This window comes from Confluentibacter flavum, assembly GCF_002843175.1.
GTDB lineage: Bacteria > Bacteroidota > Bacteroidia > Flavobacteriales > Flavobacteriaceae > Confluentibacter > Confluentibacter flavum.
This window is the reverse complement of the sequence record NZ_PJEO01000016.1, coordinates 16318-39371: the sequence shown is the minus strand read 5'-3', so window position 1 is coordinate 39371 and position 23054 is coordinate 16318. Positions and strand designations below refer to the sequence as shown.

The 23054-nt window shown below is 34.0% G+C and carries 18 protein-coding genes; 14 read left to right on the top strand and 4 right to left on the bottom strand.

Annotated features, from left to right (window positions below):
• The first annotated feature begins 5 nt into the window (after window positions 1-5).
• The 8 genes from ileS (at window position 6) to CSW08_RS05265 (ending at window position 8804) form a co-directional block, all read left to right on the top strand.
• Window positions 6-3446: an isoleucine--tRNA ligase gene (gene ileS, locus CSW08_RS05305; RefSeq protein WP_106658873.1), complete on the top strand. Its 3441-nt coding sequence runs from the start codon at window positions 6-8 to the stop codon at window positions 3444-3446.
• A 4-nt stretch (window positions 3447-3450) separates the two neighbouring features.
• Window positions 3451-3831, top strand: a complete 381-nt coding sequence (locus CSW08_RS05300) for a TraR/DksA family transcriptional regulator (protein WP_106658872.1) — start codon at window positions 3451-3453, stop codon at window positions 3829-3831.
• Between the two features lie 169 nt (window positions 3832-4000).
• Window positions 4001-4621 carry a lipoprotein signal peptidase gene (locus CSW08_RS05295; RefSeq protein ID WP_106658871.1) on the top strand — a complete coding sequence of 207 codons (621 nt, stop codon included), beginning with the start codon at window positions 4001-4003 and terminating at the stop codon, window positions 4619-4621.
• Window positions 4622-4712: 91 nt separating this feature from the next.
• Window positions 4713-5048 (top strand): TlpA family protein disulfide reductase, encoded by a 336-nt coding sequence (locus tag CSW08_RS05290; protein WP_106658870.1) that lies wholly within the window; start codon window positions 4713-4715, stop codon window positions 5046-5048.
• 344 nt (window positions 5049-5392) lie between these two features.
• Window positions 5393-5641 (top strand): type II toxin-antitoxin system ParD family antitoxin, encoded by a 249-nt coding sequence (locus CSW08_RS05280; RefSeq protein WP_106658868.1) that lies wholly within the window; start codon window positions 5393-5395, stop codon window positions 5639-5641.
• Window positions 5634-5930, top strand: coding sequence for a type II toxin-antitoxin system RelE/ParE family toxin (locus CSW08_RS05275; RefSeq protein WP_106658867.1), 297 nt, complete (start codon window positions 5634-5636; stop codon window positions 5928-5930). Before CSW08_RS05280 ends, CSW08_RS05275 begins: the two co-directional genes overlap by 8 nt.
• 153 nt (window positions 5931-6083) lie before the next feature.
• Window positions 6084-6629, top strand: a complete 546-nt coding sequence (locus CSW08_RS05270; protein WP_106658866.1) for a pyridoxamine 5'-phosphate oxidase family protein — start codon at window positions 6084-6086, stop codon at window positions 6627-6629.
• Window positions 6630-6821: 192 nt separating this feature from the next.
• Window positions 6822-8804: a monovalent cation:proton antiporter family protein gene (locus CSW08_RS05265; RefSeq protein ID WP_106658865.1), complete on the top strand. Its 1983-nt coding sequence runs from the start codon at window positions 6822-6824 to the stop codon at window positions 8802-8804.
• Window positions 8805-8893: 89 nt separating this feature from the next.
• Here CSW08_RS05265 and CSW08_RS05260 read toward each other — a convergent pair whose 3' ends face one another.
• The 4 genes from CSW08_RS05260 to CSW08_RS05245 are packed head-to-tail and all read right to left on the bottom strand — an operon-like array spanning window position 8894 to window position 11757.
• Window positions 8894-9457 carry a 5-formyltetrahydrofolate cyclo-ligase gene (locus CSW08_RS05260; protein WP_106658864.1) on the bottom strand — a complete coding sequence of 188 codons (564 nt, stop codon included), beginning with the start codon at window positions 9455-9457 and terminating at the stop codon, window positions 8894-8896.
• Window positions 9458-9466: 9 nt separating this feature from the next.
• Entirely contained in the window at window positions 9467-10441 is a 975-nt protein-coding gene (locus CSW08_RS05255) for a succinylglutamate desuccinylase/aspartoacylase family protein (protein WP_106658863.1), read from the bottom strand.
• A 15-nt stretch (window positions 10442-10456) separates the two neighbouring features.
• Window positions 10457-11335, bottom strand: coding sequence for a 30S ribosomal protein S6--L-glutamate ligase (rimK, locus tag CSW08_RS05250; protein ID WP_106658862.1), 879 nt, complete (start codon window positions 11333-11335; stop codon window positions 10457-10459).
• Window positions 11332-11757: an ATP-dependent zinc protease family protein gene (locus CSW08_RS05245; RefSeq protein WP_106659013.1), complete on the bottom strand. Its 426-nt coding sequence runs from the start codon at window positions 11755-11757 to the stop codon at window positions 11332-11334. Before CSW08_RS05245 ends, rimK begins: the two co-directional genes overlap by 4 nt.
• A 447-nt stretch (window positions 11758-12204) precedes the next feature.
• Between CSW08_RS05245 and uvrC the strand changes: the two genes are divergently transcribed.
• The 6 genes from uvrC (at window position 12205) to CSW08_RS05215 (ending at window position 23047) form a co-directional block, all read left to right on the top strand.
• Window positions 12205-13998 (top strand): excinuclease ABC subunit UvrC, encoded by a 1794-nt coding sequence (gene uvrC, locus CSW08_RS05240; RefSeq protein ID WP_106658861.1) that lies wholly within the window; start codon window positions 12205-12207, stop codon window positions 13996-13998.
• Window positions 13995-16223 (top strand): patatin-like phospholipase family protein, encoded by a 2229-nt coding sequence (locus CSW08_RS05235; RefSeq protein ID WP_106658860.1) that lies wholly within the window; start codon window positions 13995-13997, stop codon window positions 16221-16223. Before uvrC ends, CSW08_RS05235 begins: the two co-directional genes overlap by 4 nt.
• A gap of 211 nt (window positions 16224-16434) precedes the next feature.
• Complete coding sequence (locus CSW08_RS05230) at window positions 16435-17211, top strand: DUF3108 domain-containing protein (RefSeq protein ID WP_106659012.1); 777 nt, start codon at window positions 16435-16437, stop codon at window positions 17209-17211.
• Window positions 17212-17437: 226 nt separating this feature from the next.
• On the top strand, window positions 17438-18688 hold the full coding sequence (locus CSW08_RS05225) for a M23 family metallopeptidase (RefSeq protein WP_106658859.1): 1251 nt from the start codon (window positions 17438-17440) through the stop codon (window positions 18686-18688).
• A 4-nt stretch (window positions 18689-18692) separates the two neighbouring features.
• Window positions 18693-20312, top strand: a complete 1620-nt coding sequence (gene pgi / locus CSW08_RS05220; RefSeq protein ID WP_106658858.1) for a glucose-6-phosphate isomerase — start codon at window positions 18693-18695, stop codon at window positions 20310-20312.
• A gap of 179 nt (window positions 20313-20491) precedes the next feature.
• The gene (locus tag CSW08_RS05215; protein WP_106658857.1) at window positions 20492-23047 is read left to right on the top strand and encodes a TonB-dependent receptor; all 2556 of its coding nucleotides are present in this window, start codon (window positions 20492-20494) and stop codon (window positions 23045-23047) included.
• Window positions 23048-23054: the final 7 nt, after the last annotated feature.

Genomic DNA, 23054 nt, shown 5'->3' with positions numbered 1-23054 from the left:
AACAGATGAAATTTCCTGAATATAAAGGTCTTGACTTACCAAAAGTAGCAGAAGAAATTCTCCTCTATTGGCAAGAAAACAACATATTTGAAAAAAGTGTTTCCACCAGAGAAAACAACGAATCGTTTGTCTTTTTTGAAGGGCCACCTTCTGCAAACGGACTTCCTGGAATTCATCATGTTATGGCACGTGCCATAAAAGATATTTTTTGTCGCTATAAAACTCAAAAAGGCTATCAAGTCAAGCGTAAAGCTGGTTGGGATACACACGGACTCCCCATTGAGTTAGGCGTTGAAAAAGAATTGGGTATTACAAAAGAAGATATTGGGAAAATTATTTCGGTTGAAGATTATAACAATGCCTGTAGAAAAGCCGTGATGCGCTACACTGATATTTGGAATGATCTAACCGAAAAAATGGGTTATTGGGTAAATATGGACGACCCATACATTACCTACGAACCTAAATACATGGAAAGCGTTTGGTGGTTGCTAAAAGAAATTTATAACAAAAATTTGTTGTACAAAGGCTATACCATCCAACCATATTCTCCAAAAGCGGGTACGGGTTTGAGTTCGCATGAGTTGAATCAACCGGGAACGTATCAAGATGTGACAGATACGACGGTTGTGGCGCAGTTCCCCCTAGCCCCCGAAGGGGGAAATATGGGCGTTTTTTATAAAGCATTTCAATTTAGGGAGGCTGATCAAATTCCCCCTTCGGGGGCTAGGGGGATTTTTTTCCTAGCGTGGACAACCACGCCTTGGACATTGCCTTCAAATACGGCCTTGACGGTTGGCCCTAAAATTGAATATGTGTTGGTAGAAACGTTTAATCAATACACGTTTGAACCAATCCATGTGATTTTAGCAAAAAAACTGGTTAGCTATCAATTTTCTGGCAAGTTCAATCTAGTTGATACAAAAGCAGAATTATTAGATTATAAACCAGAGGACAAAAAAATTCCATATAGAATTATTGGAGAGTGTTTAGGCAAAGATTTAGTCGGAATAAAATACGAACAATTATTACCATACACGCTTCCGCACGATAATCCAGAAAATGCTTTTAGAGTAATTTCGGGAGATTTCGTCACAACTGAAGATGGTACTGGAATCGTTCACACAGCACCAACCTTTGGTGCTGATGATGCTAAAGTTGCTAAAGAAGCCGTGCCCGAAGTGCCGCCTATGTTGGTAAAAGATGAACATGGTAATTTAGTGCCATTGGTGGATTTACAAGGAAAGTTCAGACCAGAAATGGGTGAATATGCCGGTAAATATGTTAAAAATGAATATTACAACGATGGCGAAGCTCCAGAGCGTTCGGTAGATGTGGAGATTGCCATCAAATTAAAAGAAGAAAACAAAGCCTTTAAGGTTGAAAAATATAAACACAGTTATCCAAACTGTTGGAGAACCGATAAACCAATTCTTTATTACCCGTTAGATTCTTGGTTTATAAAAGTCACCGATGTAAAAGATCGCATGTTCGAATTGAACGAAACCATCAACTGGAAGCCAAAAGCTACAGGAACAGGTCGTTTTGGTAATTGGTTGGCAAACGCTAACGATTGGAACTTATCACGCTCGCGTTATTGGGGCATTCCGTTGCCTATTTGGAGAACTGAAGATGGTAAGGAAGAACTATGTATCGGTTCGGTTGAAGAATTAAAAGCCGAAATGCAAAAAGCTGTTTCAGCAGGAATACTTTCAAAAGATATTTTTGAAGATTTCGAAGTTGGCAACAATTCCGAAGAAAACTACGCCAAAATAGATTTGCATAAGAATATTGTAGATGCCATTATACTAGTTTCTGAATCTGGAAAACCCATGAAACGCGAAAGCGATTTAATAGATGTCTGGTTTGATTCTGGGGCGATGCCAACTAGTCAGTTCCACTATCCTTTTGAAAACAAAGAATTAGTTGAACAAACTTGGAAGAAGGCGGATTTTATCGCCGAAGGTGTTGACCAAACACGTGGATGGTTTTATACTTTACATGCAATTTCTACAATGATTTTTGATGATATTGCCTATAAAAATGTGGTGTCTAACGGATTGGTGCTGGATAAAAACGGACAAAAAATGTCCAAACGTCTTGGAAATGCCGTTGATCCTTTTGAAACATTATCGACTTTTGGAGCTGATGCCACGCGTTGGTACATGATTTCGAACGCTAATCCTTGGGATAATTTAAAATTCGATGTAGAAGGTATTGAAGAAGTCAAACGTAAATTTTTCGGAACGCTTTATAATACCTATTCATTCTTTCAATTATATGCCAATTTGGATGATTTCAATTATAGTGAATCTGACATTTCTTTAAATGAACGACCAGAAATAGACCGTTGGATACTTTCAGAATTACATACATTAATCAAAAAAGTAGATGAATATTATGCAGACTATGAGCCAACAAAAGCGGCAAGGGCCATTTCAGATTTCACACAAGATTATTTAAGTAATTGGTATGTGCGTTTAAGTAGAAGACGTTTCTGGAAAGGTGATTACCAACCAGATAAAATTTCGGCTTACCAAACACTTTACACGTGTATGGAAGCCATTGCGAAGTTAGGCGCGCCAATCGCACCATTTTTTATGGACAGGTTGTATATGGATTTGAATTCCGTTACCAAAAAGGAACACTATGAAAGTGTACATTTAGCAAATTTCCCGGTTTTTGATGCCACTTTTGTAGATAAAAGTTTAGAGCGTAAAATGGAAGCAGCACAAACAATATCATCTTTAGTATTATCGTTAAGAGCTAAAGAAAAGATAAAAGTACGTCAGCCACTTCAAAAAATAATGATTCCGGTTAGCAGTAAACAGCAAAGAGATGAAATTTTAGCGGTTTCAGACTTAATCAAGCATGAAGTTAACATTAAGGAGATTGAACTTTTAGAAGATGCTTCAGATATATTGGTTAAACAAATTAAGCCCAATTTTAAAACCTTAGGGCCTCGTTTTGGAAAGGATATGAAGGCCATAGCGAACGAAGTAATTAACTTTACCTCGCAAGATATTAACAAAATGGAACAAAATGAGGTTTTAGATATTGTTATTAATGGAAAAAATATAACTTTAGCCATTGATGACGTGGAGATTACCTCACAAGATATTGAGGGGTGGTTAGTAGCCAAAGAAGGCGCATTAACAGTGGCTTTAGATATTACCCTTACCGACGAATTACGAAAAGAAGGTATCGCAAGGGAACTTGTAAACCGCATTCAAAATTTACGTAAGGACTCAGGTTTTGAAGTGACAGATCGCATTGATGTGAAGCTGCAAAAAGATGATAAAATGGCACAAGCTGTCAACTCGAATTTAGAATATATAAAAACAGAAACATTAACGGAAGAACTTGAAATTATAGATCAGATAACCCAAGGCATCGAAATTGCCTTTGATGATGTAAACACCAAGTTGTTTATTCAAAAACACTAAAATTATGGCTATAGAAAATACAGTAAGATACTCAGACAAAGATTTAGCAGAATTTAAAGTGCTTATACAAGAAAAAATAGTGAAGGCGCAGCACGATTTAGATCTTATTAAAAGCGCTTATATGAACAATCTTAGCAACGGTACAGAAGACACCTCACCAACGTTTAAAGCGTTTGATGAAGGTAGTGAGGTGATGAGCAAAGAATCCAATTCGCAATTGGCGATCAGACAGGAAAAATTTATCCGCGATTTAAAAAATGCGCTCATCCGTATTGAAAATAAAACCTACGGGATTTGTCGTGTTACAGGAAAATTGATTGCTAAAGAGCGATTGATGTTAGTGCCACACGCGACATTGAGTATTGAGGCAAAAAACATGCAATAATAAGTTTGATAAAGTAATATAGTTTAAACGTCTCGGTTTAAAAACGAGACGTTTTTTATTTGTCATTCCGGAGTTTATGCTGAGCGAAGTCGAAGTAAAGGCAGGAATCCAGTATTAAACACCCATGCTTTCAATCATAATTCAAATATCGTAATTCGTAAATCCATTCATGTCATTAAAAAAATCTATCCTACTTATCATTATTGTTTTGCTTATTGACCAAATAAGTAAAATATATATAAAAACACACTTTAAGCTACAAGATAGTATTGAAGTCTTTAGTTGGTTTAAAATCTTTTTTATTGAAAATGAAGGTATGGCTTGGGGCACTAGAATAAGCGATTTTGTGCCGTTTATAAACGATAGATCAGCAAAAACAGCCCTCACACTATTTAGAATTGTAGCCATTTTTGGTATTGGTTATTGGCTGTATGATGCCACAAAAAATAAAGCCTCAAATATATTAACATGGGCCATAGCATTAATATTTGCAGGTGCTTTGGGCAATATTATAGACTCTGTTTTTTATGGTGTTTTGTTTAGTGATAGTTATTTAGAAGTTGCCACCTTTTTACCAGAAGGCGGTGGTTACGATACGTTATTACATGGTAAAGTGGTAGATATGCTGTACTTCCCACTTTACAAAGGTTACTTGCCCGAATGGTTACCATTTTATGGTGGCCAATTCTTCACATTTTTTGAACCCGTTTTTAACATTGCCGATATGGCCATAAGCACTGGGTTTATCATGCTTATTGTTTTTAATAAAAAGGCGTTTTCTAAGAAATAAAGTTTATTACTCTTTTTGCTTTTGTAGGTAGGATAATTAGTATATTTATTCTGGTATACTTAGTTTTACATATTTTAAACCAACTTTACTAATGAAAAATTTTATTTTATTTATTCTAGCATTATTGTTTTTTTGTCAAACTTATTCTCAAATCAATTTCACAGTTGATGCCGGAGACCAAGCTTATGATTTTATTGGAATTGATGATAATGGAGAAGAAATAAAACTGTCTGATTATAATGGAAAGAAATACATTTTACTAAATATTACAGCAACTTATTGTGGTCCTTGTTGGGGAACATACAACCAAATGAACAAGGTGCAAGAAAAGTACAAAAATGAACTAAAAGTGATTTCATTTCATTGGGATAATGAGAAAGAACAATGGTATAAAATGGCACAAAAAGCCAACATAGACTTTAAATGAATTTCTATTTGGGATGCAAAAAATAAAGATGAGATTTCTAAAATCTATCAAATGGATGGTTGGCCATATTTTTTTCTGATTGATAAAAATGGGACAATTGTCGAAAAATGGTTTGGAAATAATGAAAAAAGACTAAATAGAAAGTTAATAAAATATCTGTAAAACAAAGTGCACTCCATGCAACCTCTCGCTTGTGCCAGTTTGCTTCGCTAATGTTTTTTGGAAAATCCTCACCAATAAACCGCAACGTTCCATACACCTATACACGTTGGGTGTAATTTGAGAAAACGAGTCAGATTTGGAATTTTTACCAATTTTTGGTAAATTTGATAAAATTTAAAAAAATGAAAAATACATCCATATCTCTCGGAAATTATTTTGACCAATTTGTTAGCAGCCAAGTATCCGCCGGTCGATATAAAAATGTAAGCGAAGTAATCAGAGCTGGACTTCGACTATTGGAAGATGAAGAAAGTAAAGTAATTGCATTAAAAAACGCCATACAAGAAGGACTGAATAGCCCAAGGGTTGAAAACTTTAACTTTGATGAACATCTGGCCAAACTAAAATCCGAAAAAGGAAAGAATGGCTAAAGTTATATTGAGACAAGAAGCCATTAATGACTTATCTGATATTTGGGATTACACAACGTATAAATGGTCCGAAAATCAAGCAGACATATATTATTCAACAATTAAGTTTGCTTGTAAAGAAATCGGAAAAAACCCCAATATTGGAAAACAATATTATGAAATAAGTGCTAGTTTATTCGGGTTCAAATCTGGGAAACATATAATATTTTATCATCAAATTTCAGAAGAAATAGAAATCATTAGAATATTACACGAAAGAATGGATTTGAAAAATAAATTAACCGAATAAAAAAACTACACCCAACAAGCCGTGTATAAAAAATTGCTAGTTTTAGCTTGCACAAAGTTTGTTGCCCGTTTGCTGGCTTCCGATTTTAATTTAGCAAAGATCCTCATTAACAAACATCCAACTTTACACAATACGTTTTAACTAATTTAAAACATGGGAAAGAAATTAGATGTTATCACACCCGAACTAAAAGAGTTCATTGAAAACCAGAAACTATTTTTTGTAGGAACAGCGGCTAACGACGGAAGAGTTAATGTATCCCCAAAAGGAACGGATTCGTTTAGGGTTATTAATGAGAATAAAATTGTTTGGTTGAATTTAACAGGAAGCGGCAATGAAACCGCTGCGCATTTACTAAAGAATAGCAGAATGACGATTATGTTTTGTGCTTTTGAAGGAAAACCTTTGATTCTAAGGCTATATGGAGAAGCAAAAATTTACCATAAAAGAGATGACGGTTTTCATAAATATTCAAATTTGTTTTTAGAGAATGTTGGTGCTAGACAAATAATAGACATGGAAGTGGACCTGGTTCAAACATCTTGTGGTTTTGCCGTGCCATTTATGGATTTCAAGGAAGAACGAACCACCTTACATGCTTGGGCTGATAAACAGGGAGAGGATAACATCAAAGCCTATTGGAAAGAAAAAAACACAGTAAGCATTGATGGATTTGAAACAAACATTCTGGACGATTAAAAAGAGCTATATCTAAAATAGTTTGACGCCTATTTCTTCTAATTTGCTTTCAAAAAGTTCGTGTTGCTCGTGTATTTTTAAAAAATATTGGCAAGTCTAAATAGTGTTTTTTAACTATCTTAGCCCATAAACCCCAACTATGGTTGGCCGAAAATGAAACACACACACAAAACTTAGAAATAAAATAAACTTATGCATGTACCATTACTACAAGACATACTTATCCTTTTAGTTTTTTCTGTTATAATCGTATTTGTGCTTCAACGACTGAAGCTTCCTTCCATAATCGGTTTTCTGCTAACAGGAGTCATTATTGGTCCCTCTGGATTAAGCCTTATAAATGAAATTGAACAAGTTGAAATTCTATCGGAGGTTGGTGTGATCCTTTTGCTTTTTGTGATTGGCATGGAATTGTCTATTAAACAATTAATATCAATTAAAAAAACTGTTTTTGTTGGTGGGTTTTTACAAGTAGGCATAACAGTGCTCGTATCTGGGCTTGTTTATTACTTTTTAGGGTACCCATGGAATGAGTCGGTTTTTGTTGGTTTTCTTTTTTCTTTATCTAGTACCGCAATAGTGCTTAAAACGTTGCAAGATAGACAGGAAATTACAGCACCTCATGGTAGAAATGCATTGGCAATATTAATCTTTCAAGACATTATAGTGGTGCCAATGATGCTCATTGTACCGCTAATAGCAGGAGAGTCAGACAATATTAGCATGAGTATTTTTTCGCTGGTGCTAAAATCTGCGATTGTAATTGTAATCACATTTGTAAGTGCACGGTATATTGTTCCAAGATTGATGCATGCAGTTGCGAAAACGAATAGTAAAGAACTTTTTCTGTTGGTGACTATTACACTTTGTTTTGCTATTGCCTTTCTTACATCAGAAGCAGGATTGTCATTGGCACTAGGAGCTTTTATTGCAGGTTTAATTGTCTCTGAATCAGAATACAGCCACCAAGCCACCAGTATTATATTGCCTTTTCGAGAGTTATTTACTAGTTTCTTTTTTGTGTCTGTGGGCATGTTGCTTGATTTGAGCTTTTTTACAAGTAATATTCCTGTCATATTGCTTTTGGTATTGGTTGTATTTATTGTAAAATCATCCATTACCGCAATAGCAGTTGCAATTCTAAAATATCCCATTAGAACGGTACTTTTAACAGGACTTTCACTTTTTCAAGTGGGAGAGTTTGCATTCATACTCTCGAAAGTGGGTATAGAATACAACTTATTAAATGCTGAAACCAATCAATATTTTTTATCCGTTTCCATCGTGTCCATGTTATTGACACCATTTGTCATTATTTTTTCAGAGAAAATAGCCAACAGATTTATAGGTGTTTCAAAAAAGTTAGGACTTGACAGATCTTTTATTACAGAAAACAGCGAACTAGAAATTGACAATCAGGAATTGGAAAATCATTTGGTTATCATTGGATATGGCGTAAATGGTAGTAATTTGGCAAAGGCAGCCGCTTCAAGTAACATTCCTTATGTTGTTATTGAGATGAATGCAGAAACGGTAAAGCATGAACGCAAAAAGGGTTTGCCAATCATTTTTGGTGACGCCACTCAAGACCATATTCTCGAAACGGTGCATCTTTCAAAAGCTAGAGCTGTTGTAATAGCTATATCAGACAATCTTGCGACTAAAGCCATTATCAAAAATGTTCGCTCATACTCTGATTCGCTCTATTTGGTAGTTAGAACAAGGTATGTAAAGGAAACCTCCGAACTAATTGCTTTAGGTGCCGACGAAGTTATTCCTGAGGAATTTGAAACATCGGTCCAAATTTTCACTCATGTGCTTCAAAATTTTCTTGTACCCGAAGACGACATTGATCAATTTATCGAAACGGTTAGAAATGACAATTATCAATTGTTTAAAGGTGAATTAAAGCGACCTAAAACGTTTCGTCCTAGTAATATAGCAGACTTTAATATCACATGCTTAAGCATGAACGCCGATAGCAATAAATTTTTAGGGAAACCTTTGAAACAATTGAACCTAAGAGCCGAATACGGAATAAATATCCTGGGCATAAAAAGGAGAGATGATATGCTGGAAAGCATACAGCCAGAAGAAATATTAAAACAAGGGGATGTTATTTATATACAAGGAAGTCAAAGTAATATTGAACAATTCCATAAACTGATAAAATAAAAGACTGAAGACACAAGATTAAACTACCAATGATAAAAATATTGTTATAAGGATAGTTTCTAATTTTGCTATTAACTACTCATAAAAATCTAAAACCCATAAACCCGCTCAGGTGTTACGCAATAATCCAGTGTTACATCGCTTTTAAAAACATCATCAATGGTGTCCTCAGCTTCAAAATAAGAGAGTCCAATTTTAATGGTATCTGGTTTACATTCGGCTAAAAACCTGTCGTAAAACCCTTTGCCATAACCAACACGATGACCTTTTTTATCAAAAGCCAACAAGGGCACAAAAACGACTTCAATTTTATTATTGGTGATTTCTATACCATCAACAGGTTCGGGAATGTTGTATGTGTTTTTTTTAATCACGGTGTTATCCGTCAGTAAATAATGCGTCATTAACGTGGTTTCAAAATCACTTTTTGAGAGTACAATATGTTTGTCTTTTCCTGATAGAATGTTTAAAATATAATCGGTATTGACTTCTTTTTGTTCTTCAATCGTTAAAAAAATATGGTAAAAAGAAGCATCCCAAACGGGTAGTTTTAAAAGCTTATTGGCAATCGCCATACTTAAATGGTCAATGGCTTCCATGGATAATTCACTACGAAGTGCTTTATATTTTTTTCGCAATTCAGCTTTTTGCATATGCTATTATCAGCGTTTAAGTTTGGTGCTTATATGAAACAGGGCATCGCCTTGATATACTATTGGTGCTTCGTTAACATTAATAATATATCCCACATTATTGGCTTTTACAAAGTGATTGAATTTGCCAAAAGGATCGGTAATGGTACCCAGAACATCTCTTTTATTCACCTTAATCCCTATTTTTACAGAAGGTTTGAACATGCCGGAATATTTGGCACGTTTCCAAGTGCTCTCGTTAATATAAATAGACTCTTTCGTAGGTTTTGCCACTGTGAAATTTGACTTTAGCATGCCAAAATGTTGCAAAATGCGTTTGGCACCTTTAATGCCAGAAGCCGTGATGGTTTCATCTATGTGAAATGATTTTCCACCTTCAAAAAGCAACATGGGTTTACCCAATTTATGGCAGGTATTCCGAAACGATTTGTTTAAGTTTTTAGAATATAAAACAAAAGGGGCTCCAAAAACTTTTGATAACTCGTTAAGCTCTTTATTGTCTTTAACAAAGCGAAGTTGAGGCGCATTAAATCTACCAGCGCTTCCAGTATGGTAATCAATGATTAAATCGACATGGGGAATGATTTCGTGAACTAATTTATGGGCTACCCTACTGGCTAATGAGCCATTTACGGAACCTGGAAATACACGGTTTAAATCCCTGCCATCGGGGAATTCACGTTTTAAATTGATAAATCCGAAAATATTGATAACAGGAATACAAATAATGGTACCGCATTTTGGTTTGTTAATACCAGAAGCAATGAGTTGACGTACAATTTCAACACCATTTACTTCATCACCATGAATACCTGCCGTAAATAAAATAGTTGGTCCCGGTATTTTAGAGCGTTCTACAATAATGGGAACATCTACCGTTGAGGTGGTGTGCAGTTTGGCTAAATCTAAACTTATTTCTTTGCTTTCGCCAGGCAAAATAGTAACTCCTAGAATATGTAATGTGTTATTTTTGGCTGTAATCATTCAAATGATATCATTTTATAACTTTGTATTTCTTTCTATATAGGTAATAATATTTTTTGCAATATTTTTTCCTGAGGCTTCTTCAATACCTTCTAGACCAGGGGTAGAATTTACTTCCAGCAATAAAGGCCCTCTTGCCGATTGCAGCATATCTACACCACAAACGGGAAGTTTTAAAACCTTAGACGCATTCATGGCCAAACGCAATTCTAATTCGTTTAATTTTATAACTTCCGCACTACCGCCTCTGTGTAAATTAGAACGGAACTCGCCTTCTTTACCTTGTCGTTTCATGGCGCCTACAACTTGTCCGTCTACAATAAGTGCTCTAATATCGGCGCCCTTAGCTTCTTTTATAAATTCTTGAACAATCACTCGGGCTTCCAATCCGTTGAAGGCTTCAAGTACTGATTCGGCGGCATTTTTGGTTTCTGCCAAAACGACACCCAAACCTTGAGTGCCTTCTAAAAGTTTAATAATGACGGGTACGCCACCAACATGTTCAATCACTTCTTCCACATCGCGCGAATAATTAGTAAACACCGTTTTTGGCATGCCAATGCCCGCTTTGCTTAAACGCTGTAAACTTCGCAATTTATCCCTGGAACGTTGAATGGCATCTGAGGTGGCGATAACAAAAACGTTCATCATTTCAAATTGCCTTACAACCGCACAGCCATAAAATGTAATGGAGGCACCAATTCTAGGGATAACGGCATCTACATAATCTAGATAACGGTCTTTATAGTAAATAGTGGGTTTTTCCCTTTCTATAATAATATCGCATTTTAAGGGGTCGATAACTTCCATTTTATGACCTCTTTTTTCGCCTTCTTCAATAAGCCTTTCAGTGGAGTATAGACTAGAGTTTCTGGATAGAATAACTATATTCATTGTGTTTTTAAATTAAAAGACATATTTTCTTTGTCTACATCAACCATAAACTTGTTTTTTAAAAATTGCCTACCAATAAGTACGGGGAATTTCATATCGTCGCGCGTGCTTAAAGTTAAGTTAATCTTATATGTTTTTCCAAAAAATATAACTTCAGATTTTATCTTATATCTATTTTCCTTAAAACCATTACTACTTTTCACATTCGTTCTGGAAAAGGTTTCAAAAATGATTTCCTTTCCACTGAAATTGGCATGGCCTTCACTGTAAAAAGTACATTTTAGCTTCTTGTTGTCCTCAATAATATCAGAACAATGAATGGCAGACGTGTACGCTCCTGTATCAATTTTAACATCGATATTGAATAAATCCAAATTAGGAAAGTCCACTTTATCTACTCTGCCAATAATTTTCTTTTTCATATGTAGATATTTATTTAGTTCTCTAAGTTGATATTTATTAGCTGTGTTCACTGATGTGCTTCGCAGTTGTTTTTTAAAGGTCATGTGTAATTCGCATATCTTCATTGGTATTTGCGACTAATTTTCGGTCATGCTCATTTCATGTTCTAATCATTTAAAAAGTTTGCGAAGGTAGCGAATTAGTAAAGAACTCGTTTAAACTTTTTCAATTGGCTAAAAAACCGCCCTTTTGCACCCATTTTTCGTCTTCTTTTCCTTCCATAGCCCTGCTGCTCCCGATAGCAATCGGGATCAAAAAAACCTTAAAATGGATACAAAATGAATAATTTTCGCTTCAATCCAAAAGGTTTAAATGAGTTCTAACGAAAAGCGATTTATATAAAAAAGTTTAACGTTTTAATACATGGTAAATTAACAATAAAAAATTAAAATAATTACCTTTGAGTGATGAGTCATTCTACATTAGAAATACAGCTTAAAACCTTGCCAGAACAACCCGGAGTGTATCAATATTATGATGCAGAAGGGATTATTATTTACGTTGGAAAAGCCAAAAACCTGAAGAAACGCGTAAGCTCTTATTTTGCTAAAACACATGATAATGGTAAAACCCGTGTGCTGGTAAAAAAAATTGTAACCATCAGGCACATTGTTGTAGAAACAGAAACAGATGCGTTGTTGCTGGAGAATAACTTGATTAAAAAGCACCAGCCGCGTTATAATGTGATGTTGAAAGACGACAAATCATATCCTTGGATTTGTATTAAAAACGAACGTTTTCCTAGAGTGTTTTCAACCCGAAGGGTGATTAAGGATGGCAGCGAGTATTTTGGCCCATATACCAGTATGAAAACCGTTTATACGTTGTTGGATTTAATAAAGGGCATTTATCATTTAAGAACCTGTAATTATCACTTATCTGAAGACAAGATTGATGCTGGAAAATATAAAGTGTGTTTAGAATACCATTTAGGAAATTGCAATGGTCCTTGTGAAGGTTTGGAAACGGAAGCTGAATACAACGAAAATATAAAAGCTATTAAAGAGATTTTAAAAGGAAATTTTAAAGATTCGCTATCGCAGTTTAGAGCACAGATGAAACAATATGCAGTAAATATGCAGTTTGAAGAGGCCCAAAAAATAAAGGAAAAAATAGAAGTGCTTGAAAATTACCAGGCAAAATCGACTATTGTAAACCCTAAAATAAGCAATGTAGATGTGTTTTCCATTGTAAGCGATGAAACCTATGGGTATGTCAATTTTTTGCAATTGTCTTATGGTTCCATCATTCGGTCACATACTTTAGAGATAAAAAAGAAACTAGATGAAACCGATTTAGAATTATTGGAACTTGCCATTATTGAAATTCGGCAACGATTCCATTCCAAATCTAAAGAAATTTACGTACCTTTTAAAGTTGATTTGGGTGAAGATGTAAAAGTAACCGTTCCGCAATTAGGGGATAAAAAACATATTTTAGACTTATCCGTCCGGAATGCCAAATACTACAGAATGGAGCGGTTTAAACAAGATAAAATTGTTGATCCAGACAGGCATGCCAATAGAATTATGGCACAAATGAAAGCCGATTTAAGGTTGCATGAAGAACCAAGACATATTGAGTGTTTTGATAATTCAAATATTCAAGGCACAAATCCAGTTGCTGCTTGCGTGGTTTTTAAAAATGGGAAACCAAGTAAAAAGGATTATCGGCATTTCAACATAAAAACAGTGGAAGGTCCAGATGATTTTGCCTCTATGGAAGAAGTGGTTTACCGTCGTTATAAACGCATGTTGGATGAAGATCAATCGTTACCTCAGCTTATTATTATTGATGGTGGTAAAGGGCAATTATCTTCGGCATTAAAAAGTTTGGAAGCCCTTAATTTAAGAGGAAAAATAGCCATTATAGGTATTGCAAAACGTTTAGAAGAATTATACTATCCAAATGATCCAATTCCATTATATTTAGATAAAAAAAGTGAAACTTTAAAAGTCGTTCAACAATTAAGAAATGAAGCACATCGTTTTGGTATAGAACACCATAGGAATAAACGCAGTAAAAGTGCATTAAATACAGAATTGGAAACAATAACGGGTGTGGGTGAAAAAACGGTGGTTGATTTATTAAAGCATTTTAAATCTGCCAAACGAATTTCTAACGCCAAGTTAGACGAATTGGAGACTGTTGTAGGGATTTCAAGAGCAGAAAAAGTTTATAATTATTACCATAATAAATGAAGCATATTATAACCATTTTAGTTTTTTTTATCTGTTTTCAGGGGTTATCCCAAGAAACAGAAAAAAAAGATATGAAAGTCGGTTTGGTGTTAAGTGGCGGCGGCGCTAAAGGTCTGGCGCATATTGGCGTGTTAAAAGTAATTGATAGTTTAGGGGTTAGGATAGATTATATAGCAGGCACCAGTATGGGGGCTATCGTTGGTTCTTTGTATGCCTCTGGATATTCTGGAAAACAAATCGATTCCATTTTTCAGTCGGTAAATTTTGATGATATTCTGAACGATCATTTACCAAGAGCATCAAAAACATTTTATGAGCGTGATAATAATGAAAAGTATGCTTTTACCTTACCTTTTAAAAACTTTAAAATTAAATTGCCTTCCGCACTTTCAAGAGGTCAGAATACCTTGGGACTGCTCTCAAAAGCAACATTACATGTCAATACTTTAGACGATTTTTGTGAATTGCCTATTCCATTTTTCTGTGTAGCAACTAATATAGAAACAGGCAAAGCAGTGGTACTCGATAAGGGTAATTTGTCACAAGCCGTTATGGCTAGCGGCGCCTTCCCTTCATTGTTTCAGCCTGTTATTATTGACGATCAAGTTTTAATTGATGGCGGTGTTGTTAATAATTATCCTATAGATGAGCTGAGGGAAAAAGGTATGGATGTCATTATAGGCGTTGATGTTCAAGACGGTTTTATGTCTCGAGAACAACTCACATCGGCCCCTGACGTTTTGCTCCAAATCAATAATTTTAGGACCATAAACGATATGAAGATCAAGGCAAAAAAGACAGATATTTACATAAAACCAGATATCTCAAATTTTTCCGTTGTGTCTTTTAGTGAGCTCAAAAAAATCACTAAAACAGGTGCCGTTGCTACGCTTAATCATGCGGAAGCATTAACGGAGATTACCAAATTTCAATCAAAAAAAAGAGAGCAAATACAAATAAAACCAGTTGATAGTCTAAAAATTAATACGATAAATTTATCTGGTGAAAATAATTATACCAGATCCTATGTTCTGGGAAAATTAAAATTAAAAACCAATGAAAAGATTAGTTATGACGATTTTAATAAGGGAGTCAATAACTTAATTGCGACCAATAATTTTGATAGTTTTTTATATGAATTAAAGCCTTCAGAGAGTATTGATGGTTACGATATGAATGCGCACTTAAAAGAAAGTAATGAAACAACCTTTTTAAAATTAGGGCTTCATTATGATGATTTATACAAAAGCTCGGCATTAATAAATCTCACCAAAAAGAGATTGCTTACCAAAAATGACTTGGCTTCTTTCGATTTTATACTTGGTGATAATGTAAGATATAATTTTGATTATTATATAGATAGAGGTTTTTATTGGAGCATTGGTTTGAATTCTAGATACGACAATTTTAATCATAATGTTGCAGCAGAAACGATCCTATCTCCAGAGCAATTAAGTTTAATAAACATAAATAAACTTGCCATACAAGTAAGTGATTTTACACATCAGATATATATACAAACACTCTTTAGAAAAGATCTTTCTTTAACATTAGGGGCGGAATATAAACATTTAAAAATTACTTCAGAAACCATTTTGAACAGTAACGATGATGAAGAATCGGTGTTTGAAAGAGGTGATTATACAAGTGTGTTTGGCAAATTAAGATTTGACACTTATGACAATAAATACTTTCCTAAAAATGGTGTTTTATTTAATGCCGATTTTCACACTTATTTACATGCATCCGAATTTAAAGATGACTTCTCTAGTTTTTCAATAGCCAAAGCTACTTTTGGGTTCTCACAATCGTTTTCTAAAAAATTCTCGGCTAATATTACAACTGATGCAGGCTTTAGGGTAGGACAAGAAACAAACCCATATCTAAACTTTGTTTTAGGAGGTTATGGCGGGCACTTAATAAATAATTATATGCCATTTTATGGGTATGATTTTCTTTCCATTTCTGGAAATAGCTTTATAAAATCTGCATTGACATTAGACTATGAAATTTTTAAGAAAAACCATTTAAATTTTGCCGTAAATATGGCAAATGTTGGAAATGATCTTTTTGAGGGTTCAGAATGGTTTTCAAAAATAGATTACACAGGTTATGCCTTGGGCTATGCTTTAGAAACATTTATTGGTCCAATAGAAATTAAATATTCATGGTCTCCAGAAACTAAAAAAAGCATTTGGTTTTTTAATGTAGGTTTTTGGTTTTAAATGTGTTAGTATACTTGTTTTTGTTTCGTCTTAATAAGTTAAAATAACGGGATAGTCATTATTTAACATTAATTTGTTGTTTTAATAAGAAAACTCTATCATTTAATTTTGATGGAGTTTTTTTGTTTTAATACTTTTGGAACAGTAATTGTAATTTAGGTCTTATTACAATAAAATAATAAACTAAGAGTTACATTTAACTACTATGAAAATGAAAAAATATCTACTTATAATTTGTGTGTTCATTATGCAGTTATCTTTTGCCCAAGAATCTGCATTTGACACTGGTGAATGGTTTAAGTTCAAAATGAGCTACAGTAATTGGCTCAAAGCGGGTAACGCTACGCTTACCGTTAAAGATGATAAGATTAATGGAAAAGACGTATATCATGTTGTTGGAAAAGGCTGGACAACAGGTATGATTAAATGGTTTTTTAAAGTGGAAGACAGGTATGAATCCTATTTTGATAAGAAAACCAACATACCTTATAAATTTATAAGAAATATTGATGAAGGCGGTTATACCAAGGACATTGAGATTGATTTTGATCATGCAAATAATAAAGCATACAACCATGATAAAAAAAATAAAGTAAAGGCCGTTTTTGATACCAAGCCCAATATTCAAGATATGGTATCTACATTTTATTACTTAAGAAACCGTTTAGATGTTAAAAATATAAAACCTGGAGACGAAGTTATGGTCGATATGTTTTTTGATGAAGAAATCTATGGGTTTAAATTAAAATATTTAGGAGAAGAAACCATAGAAACCGATTTTGGAAAAATAAAGACACTTAAATTTAGACCATCTGTAATGGCTGGGCGTGTTTTTAAAGAAGAAGAAAGTTTAACGCTTTGGGTATCTAACGATAAAAACAAGATTCCTTTACGAATTAAGGCAGATTTAAGAATTGGGTCATTAAGAGCCGATTTAGAAGCTTTTAAAGGATTAAAACACCCATTTAAAATAGTTGTTGATAATTAATAGGTTAAGCAAAGTCTTTTTCTTTTTTTAATGTAACCTAACTTGCCATCTAATCTTCACGATTTATCGCAAAACTGTTGAAAAAAAGTAATAGATTAACATTTTTTCAATAAAATACAAATAGGAATTTATTAGATTTACAAAATTTAATAATTAACTATAGTTAGGGGCTATATAAAAAAATAAAGATTTGTTGAAAAAATATGTAATTGTGGCATTAATCGCCATGAATATCTTTAGCTGTAAAGAAAAATCAGAAACTACTTTTGAGGAAGAATCCGAAGACTTAGCGTTGGTAGAACCAGATATTTATGAGTTTGGTTTTAATTTAAATGATTTTACAGTTAAAAGGGATACCATAAGAAAGGGAGATAGTTTTGGTCAAATATTAGAACGAAATAAAATAGGGTATCCAGATATATTTCAAATAGCCGAAAAAGCCAAAGACACCTTTAATATTAGAAATCTTCAAATAGGCAAACCTTACACGTTATTATGCTCTAAAGATTCTCTGGAAATCCCAAGATGTTTTATCTACCAACCCAACCAAGAAGAGTTTGTGGTCATTAATTTTCACGATTCCATTCATGCCTACACAAGCCGAAAACCTATTAAGTATGTTGAAAAAACAGTTACAGGGATTGTTACAAGTAGTATTTCTGAAATTTTAGATAAACAAGGTATTAGCCCCATTTTAACAAATATGTTGGCAGAACAAATATACGCTTGGACAATAGATTTTACGCGCCTTCAAAAAGGAGATATTTTTAAAGTAGTTTATACTGACAAGTATATTGATGATACCATTTATGCTGGCGTACATAATGTTAAAGCGGCATTTTTCAATCACAAAGATACCCCCTATTATGCGTTTAGATATCAAACAGATTCCATAAAAAACATACACGAATATTACAACGAAGCTGCCAAAGATTTACGTCGAGCCTTCTTAAAAGCTCCGGTTCAATTTAGTAGAATTTCATCAAGGTATAATTTAAATCGCCGCATTGCTTATTACGGTTTTGCATTACGTCCGCATAAAGGCACCGATTTTGCTGCTGCGGTTGGAACTCCTATTTTAGCCACAGCTAATGGAACGGTTACCGAATCCCAATACAAAGGAGGTAATGGTAATTATGTGAAAATTAGGCATAATGCTACCTACGAAACACAATACCTTCACATGCAGAAACGCAAAGTAAAAGTTGGTGATCGCGTAAAACAAGGTGATGTTATTGGTACGGTGGGCATGACAGGAAATACAGGTGGACCACATGTATGCTATCGTTTTTGGAAAAATGGACAACAGGTCGATCCTTTAAAGGAGAAATTTTCACAATCGGAACCCATTGCAGAATCACTTAAAGGCGACTATTTAGAGTTTATAAAGCCAATAAAAGAAAAATTAGATGGTCTGCCGATTTTAGATAGTTCAAATAAAGAAGAAAACGATAATCTCATCTCCCAAAATAATTAATATTATGGCATTACCAAGTAAAAATCCAACAGCAACAAAGTCCTGGAAACAATTAGAGGAACATTATAAAGCCATGCAAAATGTTCACATGAAAGATTTATTTGCTCAAGATAGCACGAGAGCAAATAAATTTACCATTAAATGGGATGATTTTTACGTAGATTATTCAAAAAACAGAATTACGGAGGAAACCATGACATACTTGCTTCAATTAGCCGATGAGGTTAAATTGAAAGAAGCCATTAAAAGTCAGTTTTCAGGAGAGGTTATAAATCAAACAGAAGGAAGAGCTGTGTTGCATACGGCTTTACGAGCACCCAAGAATGCAGATTTTAAAGTAGATGGCGTTAATGTAATGCCTGAAATCTATCAGGTAAAACAAAAAATAGAAAACTTTACGAATGAAGTGGTAAATGGCAGCAGAAAAGGATTTTCTGGAAAACCGTTTACAGATGTTGTAAATATTGGTATTGGAGGCTCCGATCTTGGCCCTGCCATGGTCGTGGAATCGTTACAATATTATAAAAACCATTTAACGACGCATTTTGTAAGCAATATAGATGGTGATCATGTTAATGAAGTTATTAAAAAGTTAAATCCAGAAACCACACTTTTTGTTATTGTTTCAAAAACATTTACTACACAAGAAACGCTTTCAAATGCGAATACCATTAAAGATTGGTTTTTAAAATCTGCCGATGAATCAGCGATTGCCAAACATTTTGTAGCGGTTTCTACCAATATTAAAAATGTAAAAGCTTTTGGTATTGATGAAAACAATATATTCCCCATGTGGGACTGGGTTGGCGGGCGTTTTTCACTTTGGAGTGCTGTTGGTTTAACCATTAGTTTAGCAGTTGGTTATCCAAATTTTGAAGGTTTGCTTTTGGGAGCACATAAAATGGATGAGCATTTTAAAAATGAAGATTTTAAAACAAATATCCCTGTTGTATTAGCTTTAATAAGTGTTTGGTACAATAACTTTTTTAATGCCGAAAGTGAAGCGATTATTCCATATTCTCAATATTTAAGTCAGTTTGCTACCTATTTACAGCAAGGCATTATGGAAAGTAATGGCAAAAGTGTCGATAGAAACGGAAACCTTATAGATTATCAAACAGGGACCATTATTTGGGGAGAGCCTGGAACCAATTCACAACACGCTTTTTTTCAGCTGATACATCAAGGAACTAAATTAATTCCTGCGGATTTTATTGGATTTGTTATATCGTTACATGGTAATCAAGACCATCAAGATAAATTAACATCAAATTTTCTGGCACAAACGGAAGCGTTGCTAAACGGTAAAACAGAAGCCGAGGTAAAAGCGGAAGGCGCTTCATCAGAGTTGTTGCCTTTTAAAATATTTGAAGGCAATAAACCCACGAATACCATTTTTATTAACAAATTGTCACCCGAAAGTTTGGGCAAATTAATAGCCATGTATGAACATAAAATATTTGTACAAGGGATTATCTGGAATATCTTTAGTTACGATCAATTTGGAGTAGAATTAGGAAAGCAATTAGCAACAAAAATTTTACAGGAACTTAACAATACCGCAACAAATAAGCACGATTCTTCAACTCAAAATTTATTGAATTATTATAAGCATTTATCTTAAAATGAATTAAAAAATTTAACGAATACATTAAAACACTCTATTATGTTCAAATAATAGGGTGTTTTTTTTATCATTAACTGTTAAATTTCTTAACATATGCGTAATACTTAAAACATAATTATATGTATTTTTGCAGTGACTAATTTTCGAATAATAAATAATTAATTCAATTCAAACTTATGAAAAAAACTACTCAATTTTTATTGATGTCTGTGGCGTTGTTATTTACTACAGTTATCATGGCTCAAAGTACTTTGACAGGTATTGTTTTGGAAGAAGGCACTAATATGCCTTTACCAGGTGCAAATGTTATAGAAAAGGGTACAACTAATGGTGTTGTTACCGATTTTGATGGAAACTTTACCATTGAAACACAATCTAATTCTGGGGAAATAGTAATCTCTTACGTAGGATACAGTTCAAAAACAATTTCTTTCACTGGCAGTTCTAGCTTAGGAAGTATTCTTTTAGAGTCAAGTCAAGTAGGCTTGGAAGAAATTCAAATTATTGCTTCTGTTGCAGTAGACAGAAAAACGCCAGTAGCAGTTTCTAGTATCAAAGCTGAAGATATTGAACTTAAGTTAGGAACCCAAGAATTTCCTGAAATTTTAAAATCAACTCCAGGCGTTTACGCTACTAAAGCTGGTGGTGGTTATGGAGACGGTAGAATTAATCTTAGAGGATTTAATTCTGAAAATGTCGCAGTTATGATTAATGGTATTCCAGTAAACGACATGGAAAATGGTCAAGTTTATTGGAGTAACTGGGCAGGTTTAGGAGATGTTACTAGCCAAATGCAAGTGCAAAGAGGGTTAGGTGCTGCTAAAATTGCAGTACCCTCTATTGGTGGTACAATTAACATTATTACAAAAACAACAGATGTTGAAGAAGGAGGAAATGTGATATCCTCAATTGGTAATGATGGCTATTTTAAATATGGTTTAACTTATTCTACTGGATTAATGGACAATGGTTTTGCAGCAACAGTCTCTGCTGCTAAAACAGAAGGAGATGGTTATGTGGATGGTACGGAGTTTACAGGAATATCTTATTTTATTAACGTTTCTCAAGAAATTAATGATGCACATAAATTGTCATTTTCTGCTTTTGGGGCTAAACAACGCCATGGACAAAGACAAAACAGACAGTTAATTGAATCTTTTAGAAACGCTGAAAGAGGCAGGAAATTTAATGCAGATTGGGGCTATAAAAATGGACAAGTTACTTTTCAAGAAGATAACTTTTACCACAAACCACAAATATCTTTAAACCATTATTGGAATTTAAATGATAATACCTCTATTAACACTTCTGCTTATGCATCTTTCGGATCTGGTGGTGGAGGCGGTACAGCTGGTGATTATAAGTTTGGGTTTGATGCCACTACAGGTCAAGGAGATTACAGAACTGGAAATTTCGGGCCAATAGATTTTGATAAAATAGTAGATGAGAATATTGCATCAGGAGCTAATGGAGCAGAAACTTATTTGAGAGCTTCACGTAATGACCATAACTGGTATGGCGTTCTTTCTACATTAAAAACAAACTTATCTGATGATTTAGTTTTACTAACAGGATTAGATTACAGAAACTATAAAGGGATCCATTTTTCAGAAGTAACCGATTTATTAGGTGCTCAATACGCTTTAGATGATGGTAATGTTAATAATCCAAATGCTGCTTTACAAGTCGGTGATAAACGAGATTATTATAATGATGGTTTAGTTGGTTGGATAGGTGCTTTTGGTCAATTAGAATATGATGTAAATGAAAATTTCAATACTTTTATTTCATTAGCGGCATCTAATACATCTTACAAGAGAATTGATTATTTCCAATATTTAGATAGTGACCCATTACAGGAAACAGATCGTTATAACTTCTTTGGTTATAGTGCAAAGGGAGGTGCTAATTACAGAATAGATGATAACCATAACGTTTTTGCAAACCTTGGGTACTTTGAAAAAGCTCCTGATTTTGATTCTGTCTTTTTAAATTTTAGTAATGATAATATTAATGCAGATGCACCGAATCAAAAAATATCTAGTTTTGAATTAGGTTATGGCTTTAGGGGAGAAAAATTATCAGCAAATTTAAATCTCTATCATACTAGATGGAATGATAGAACTGAAACCGCTACATTTCAACAACCAAACGGAATAAACGCTGTAGCAAATATTTTAGGTGTAAATGCCATCCACGAAGGTGTTGAATTGGATTTTGTTTATAAAGCTACAGATGAATTAAACCTTACAGGGATGCTTTCTCTTGGAGATTGGAGATGGGATAGTAATGTAACAGATGTTGATATACTTGACGAAGACCAAAACGTAGTTGAAACAGTTGATTTATTCATAAAAGATTTACATGTTGCAGATGCTGCGCAAACTACACTAGCATTAGGGATTAATTATAGATTTTCTCCAGAAACAAGATTAATAATTGATTATAATTATTACGACAATATTTATGCTGATTTTGATCCAAGTGACAGAGGAACTGAAGGAGCCCCAGATGCATGGAAAATGCCAGCCTATGGACTATTCGATGTGGCAATGACTCACGGTTTTTCATTTGGCTCTTTTGATGCTACGTTAACTGCAAGAATGAATAATGTATTTGATACTGAATATATATCAGATGCTCAAGATGGAAACGGTTCGGTAGCTGAAACTGCTCTGGTTTATTTTGGTTTCGGAAGAACATTCAGTATTGGTGCAAAACTTAATTTTTAAAAAACTT

Bases quoted from the DNA above. Each gene is read 5' to 3' on its own strand.
- pgi (WP_106658858.1), top strand. From the start codon at position 18,693: ATGGCATTACCAAGTAAAAATCCAACAGCAACAAAGTCCTGGAAACAA.
- uvrC (WP_106658861.1), top strand. From the start codon at position 12,205: ATGAGTCATTCTACATTAGAAATACAGCTTAAAACCTTGCCAGAACAA.
- CSW08_RS05280 (WP_106658868.1), top strand. From the start codon at position 5,393: ATGAAAAATACATCCATATCTCTCGGAAATTATTTTGACCAATTTGTT.
- CSW08_RS05295 (WP_106658871.1), top strand. From the start codon at position 4,001: ATGTCATTAAAAAAATCTATCCTACTTATCATTATTGTTTTGCTTATT.
- CSW08_RS05270 (WP_106658866.1), top strand. From the start codon at position 6,084: ATGGGAAAGAAATTAGATGTTATCACACCCGAACTAAAAGAGTTCATT.
- CSW08_RS05235 (WP_106658860.1), top strand. From the start codon at position 13,995: ATGAAGCATATTATAACCATTTTAGTTTTTTTTATCTGTTTTCAGGGG.
- CSW08_RS05300 (WP_106658872.1), top strand. From the start codon at position 3,451: ATGGCTATAGAAAATACAGTAAGATACTCAGACAAAGATTTAGCAGAA.
- ileS (WP_106658873.1), top strand. From the start codon at position 6: ATGAAATTTCCTGAATATAAAGGTCTTGACTTACCAAAAGTAGCAGAA.
- rimK (WP_106658862.1), bottom strand. From the start codon at position 11,335: ATGAATATAGTTATTCTATCCAGAAACTCTAGTCTATACTCCACTGAA.
- CSW08_RS05255 (WP_106658863.1), bottom strand. From the start codon at position 10,441: ATGATTACAGCCAAAAATAACACATTACATATTCTAGGAGTTACTATT.
- CSW08_RS05260 (WP_106658864.1), bottom strand. From the start codon at position 9,457: ATGCAAAAAGCTGAATTGCGAAAAAAATATAAAGCACTTCGTAGTGAA.
- CSW08_RS05275 (WP_106658867.1), top strand. From the start codon at position 5,634: ATGGCTAAAGTTATATTGAGACAAGAAGCCATTAATGACTTATCTGAT.
- CSW08_RS05230 (WP_106659012.1), top strand. From the start codon at position 16,435: ATGAAAAAATATCTACTTATAATTTGTGTGTTCATTATGCAGTTATCT.
- CSW08_RS05265 (WP_106658865.1), top strand. From the start codon at position 6,822: ATGCATGTACCATTACTACAAGACATACTTATCCTTTTAGTTTTTTCT.
- CSW08_RS05215 (WP_106658857.1), top strand. From the start codon at position 20,492: ATGAAAAAAACTACTCAATTTTTATTGATGTCTGTGGCGTTGTTATTT.
- CSW08_RS05225 (WP_106658859.1), top strand. From the start codon at position 17,438: ATGAATATCTTTAGCTGTAAAGAAAAATCAGAAACTACTTTTGAGGAA.
- CSW08_RS05245 (WP_106659013.1), bottom strand. From the start codon at position 11,757: ATGAAAAAGAAAATTATTGGCAGAGTAGATAAAGTGGACTTTCCTAAT.
- CSW08_RS05290 (WP_106658870.1), top strand. From the start codon at position 4,713: ATGAAAAATTTTATTTTATTTATTCTAGCATTATTGTTTTTTTGTCAA.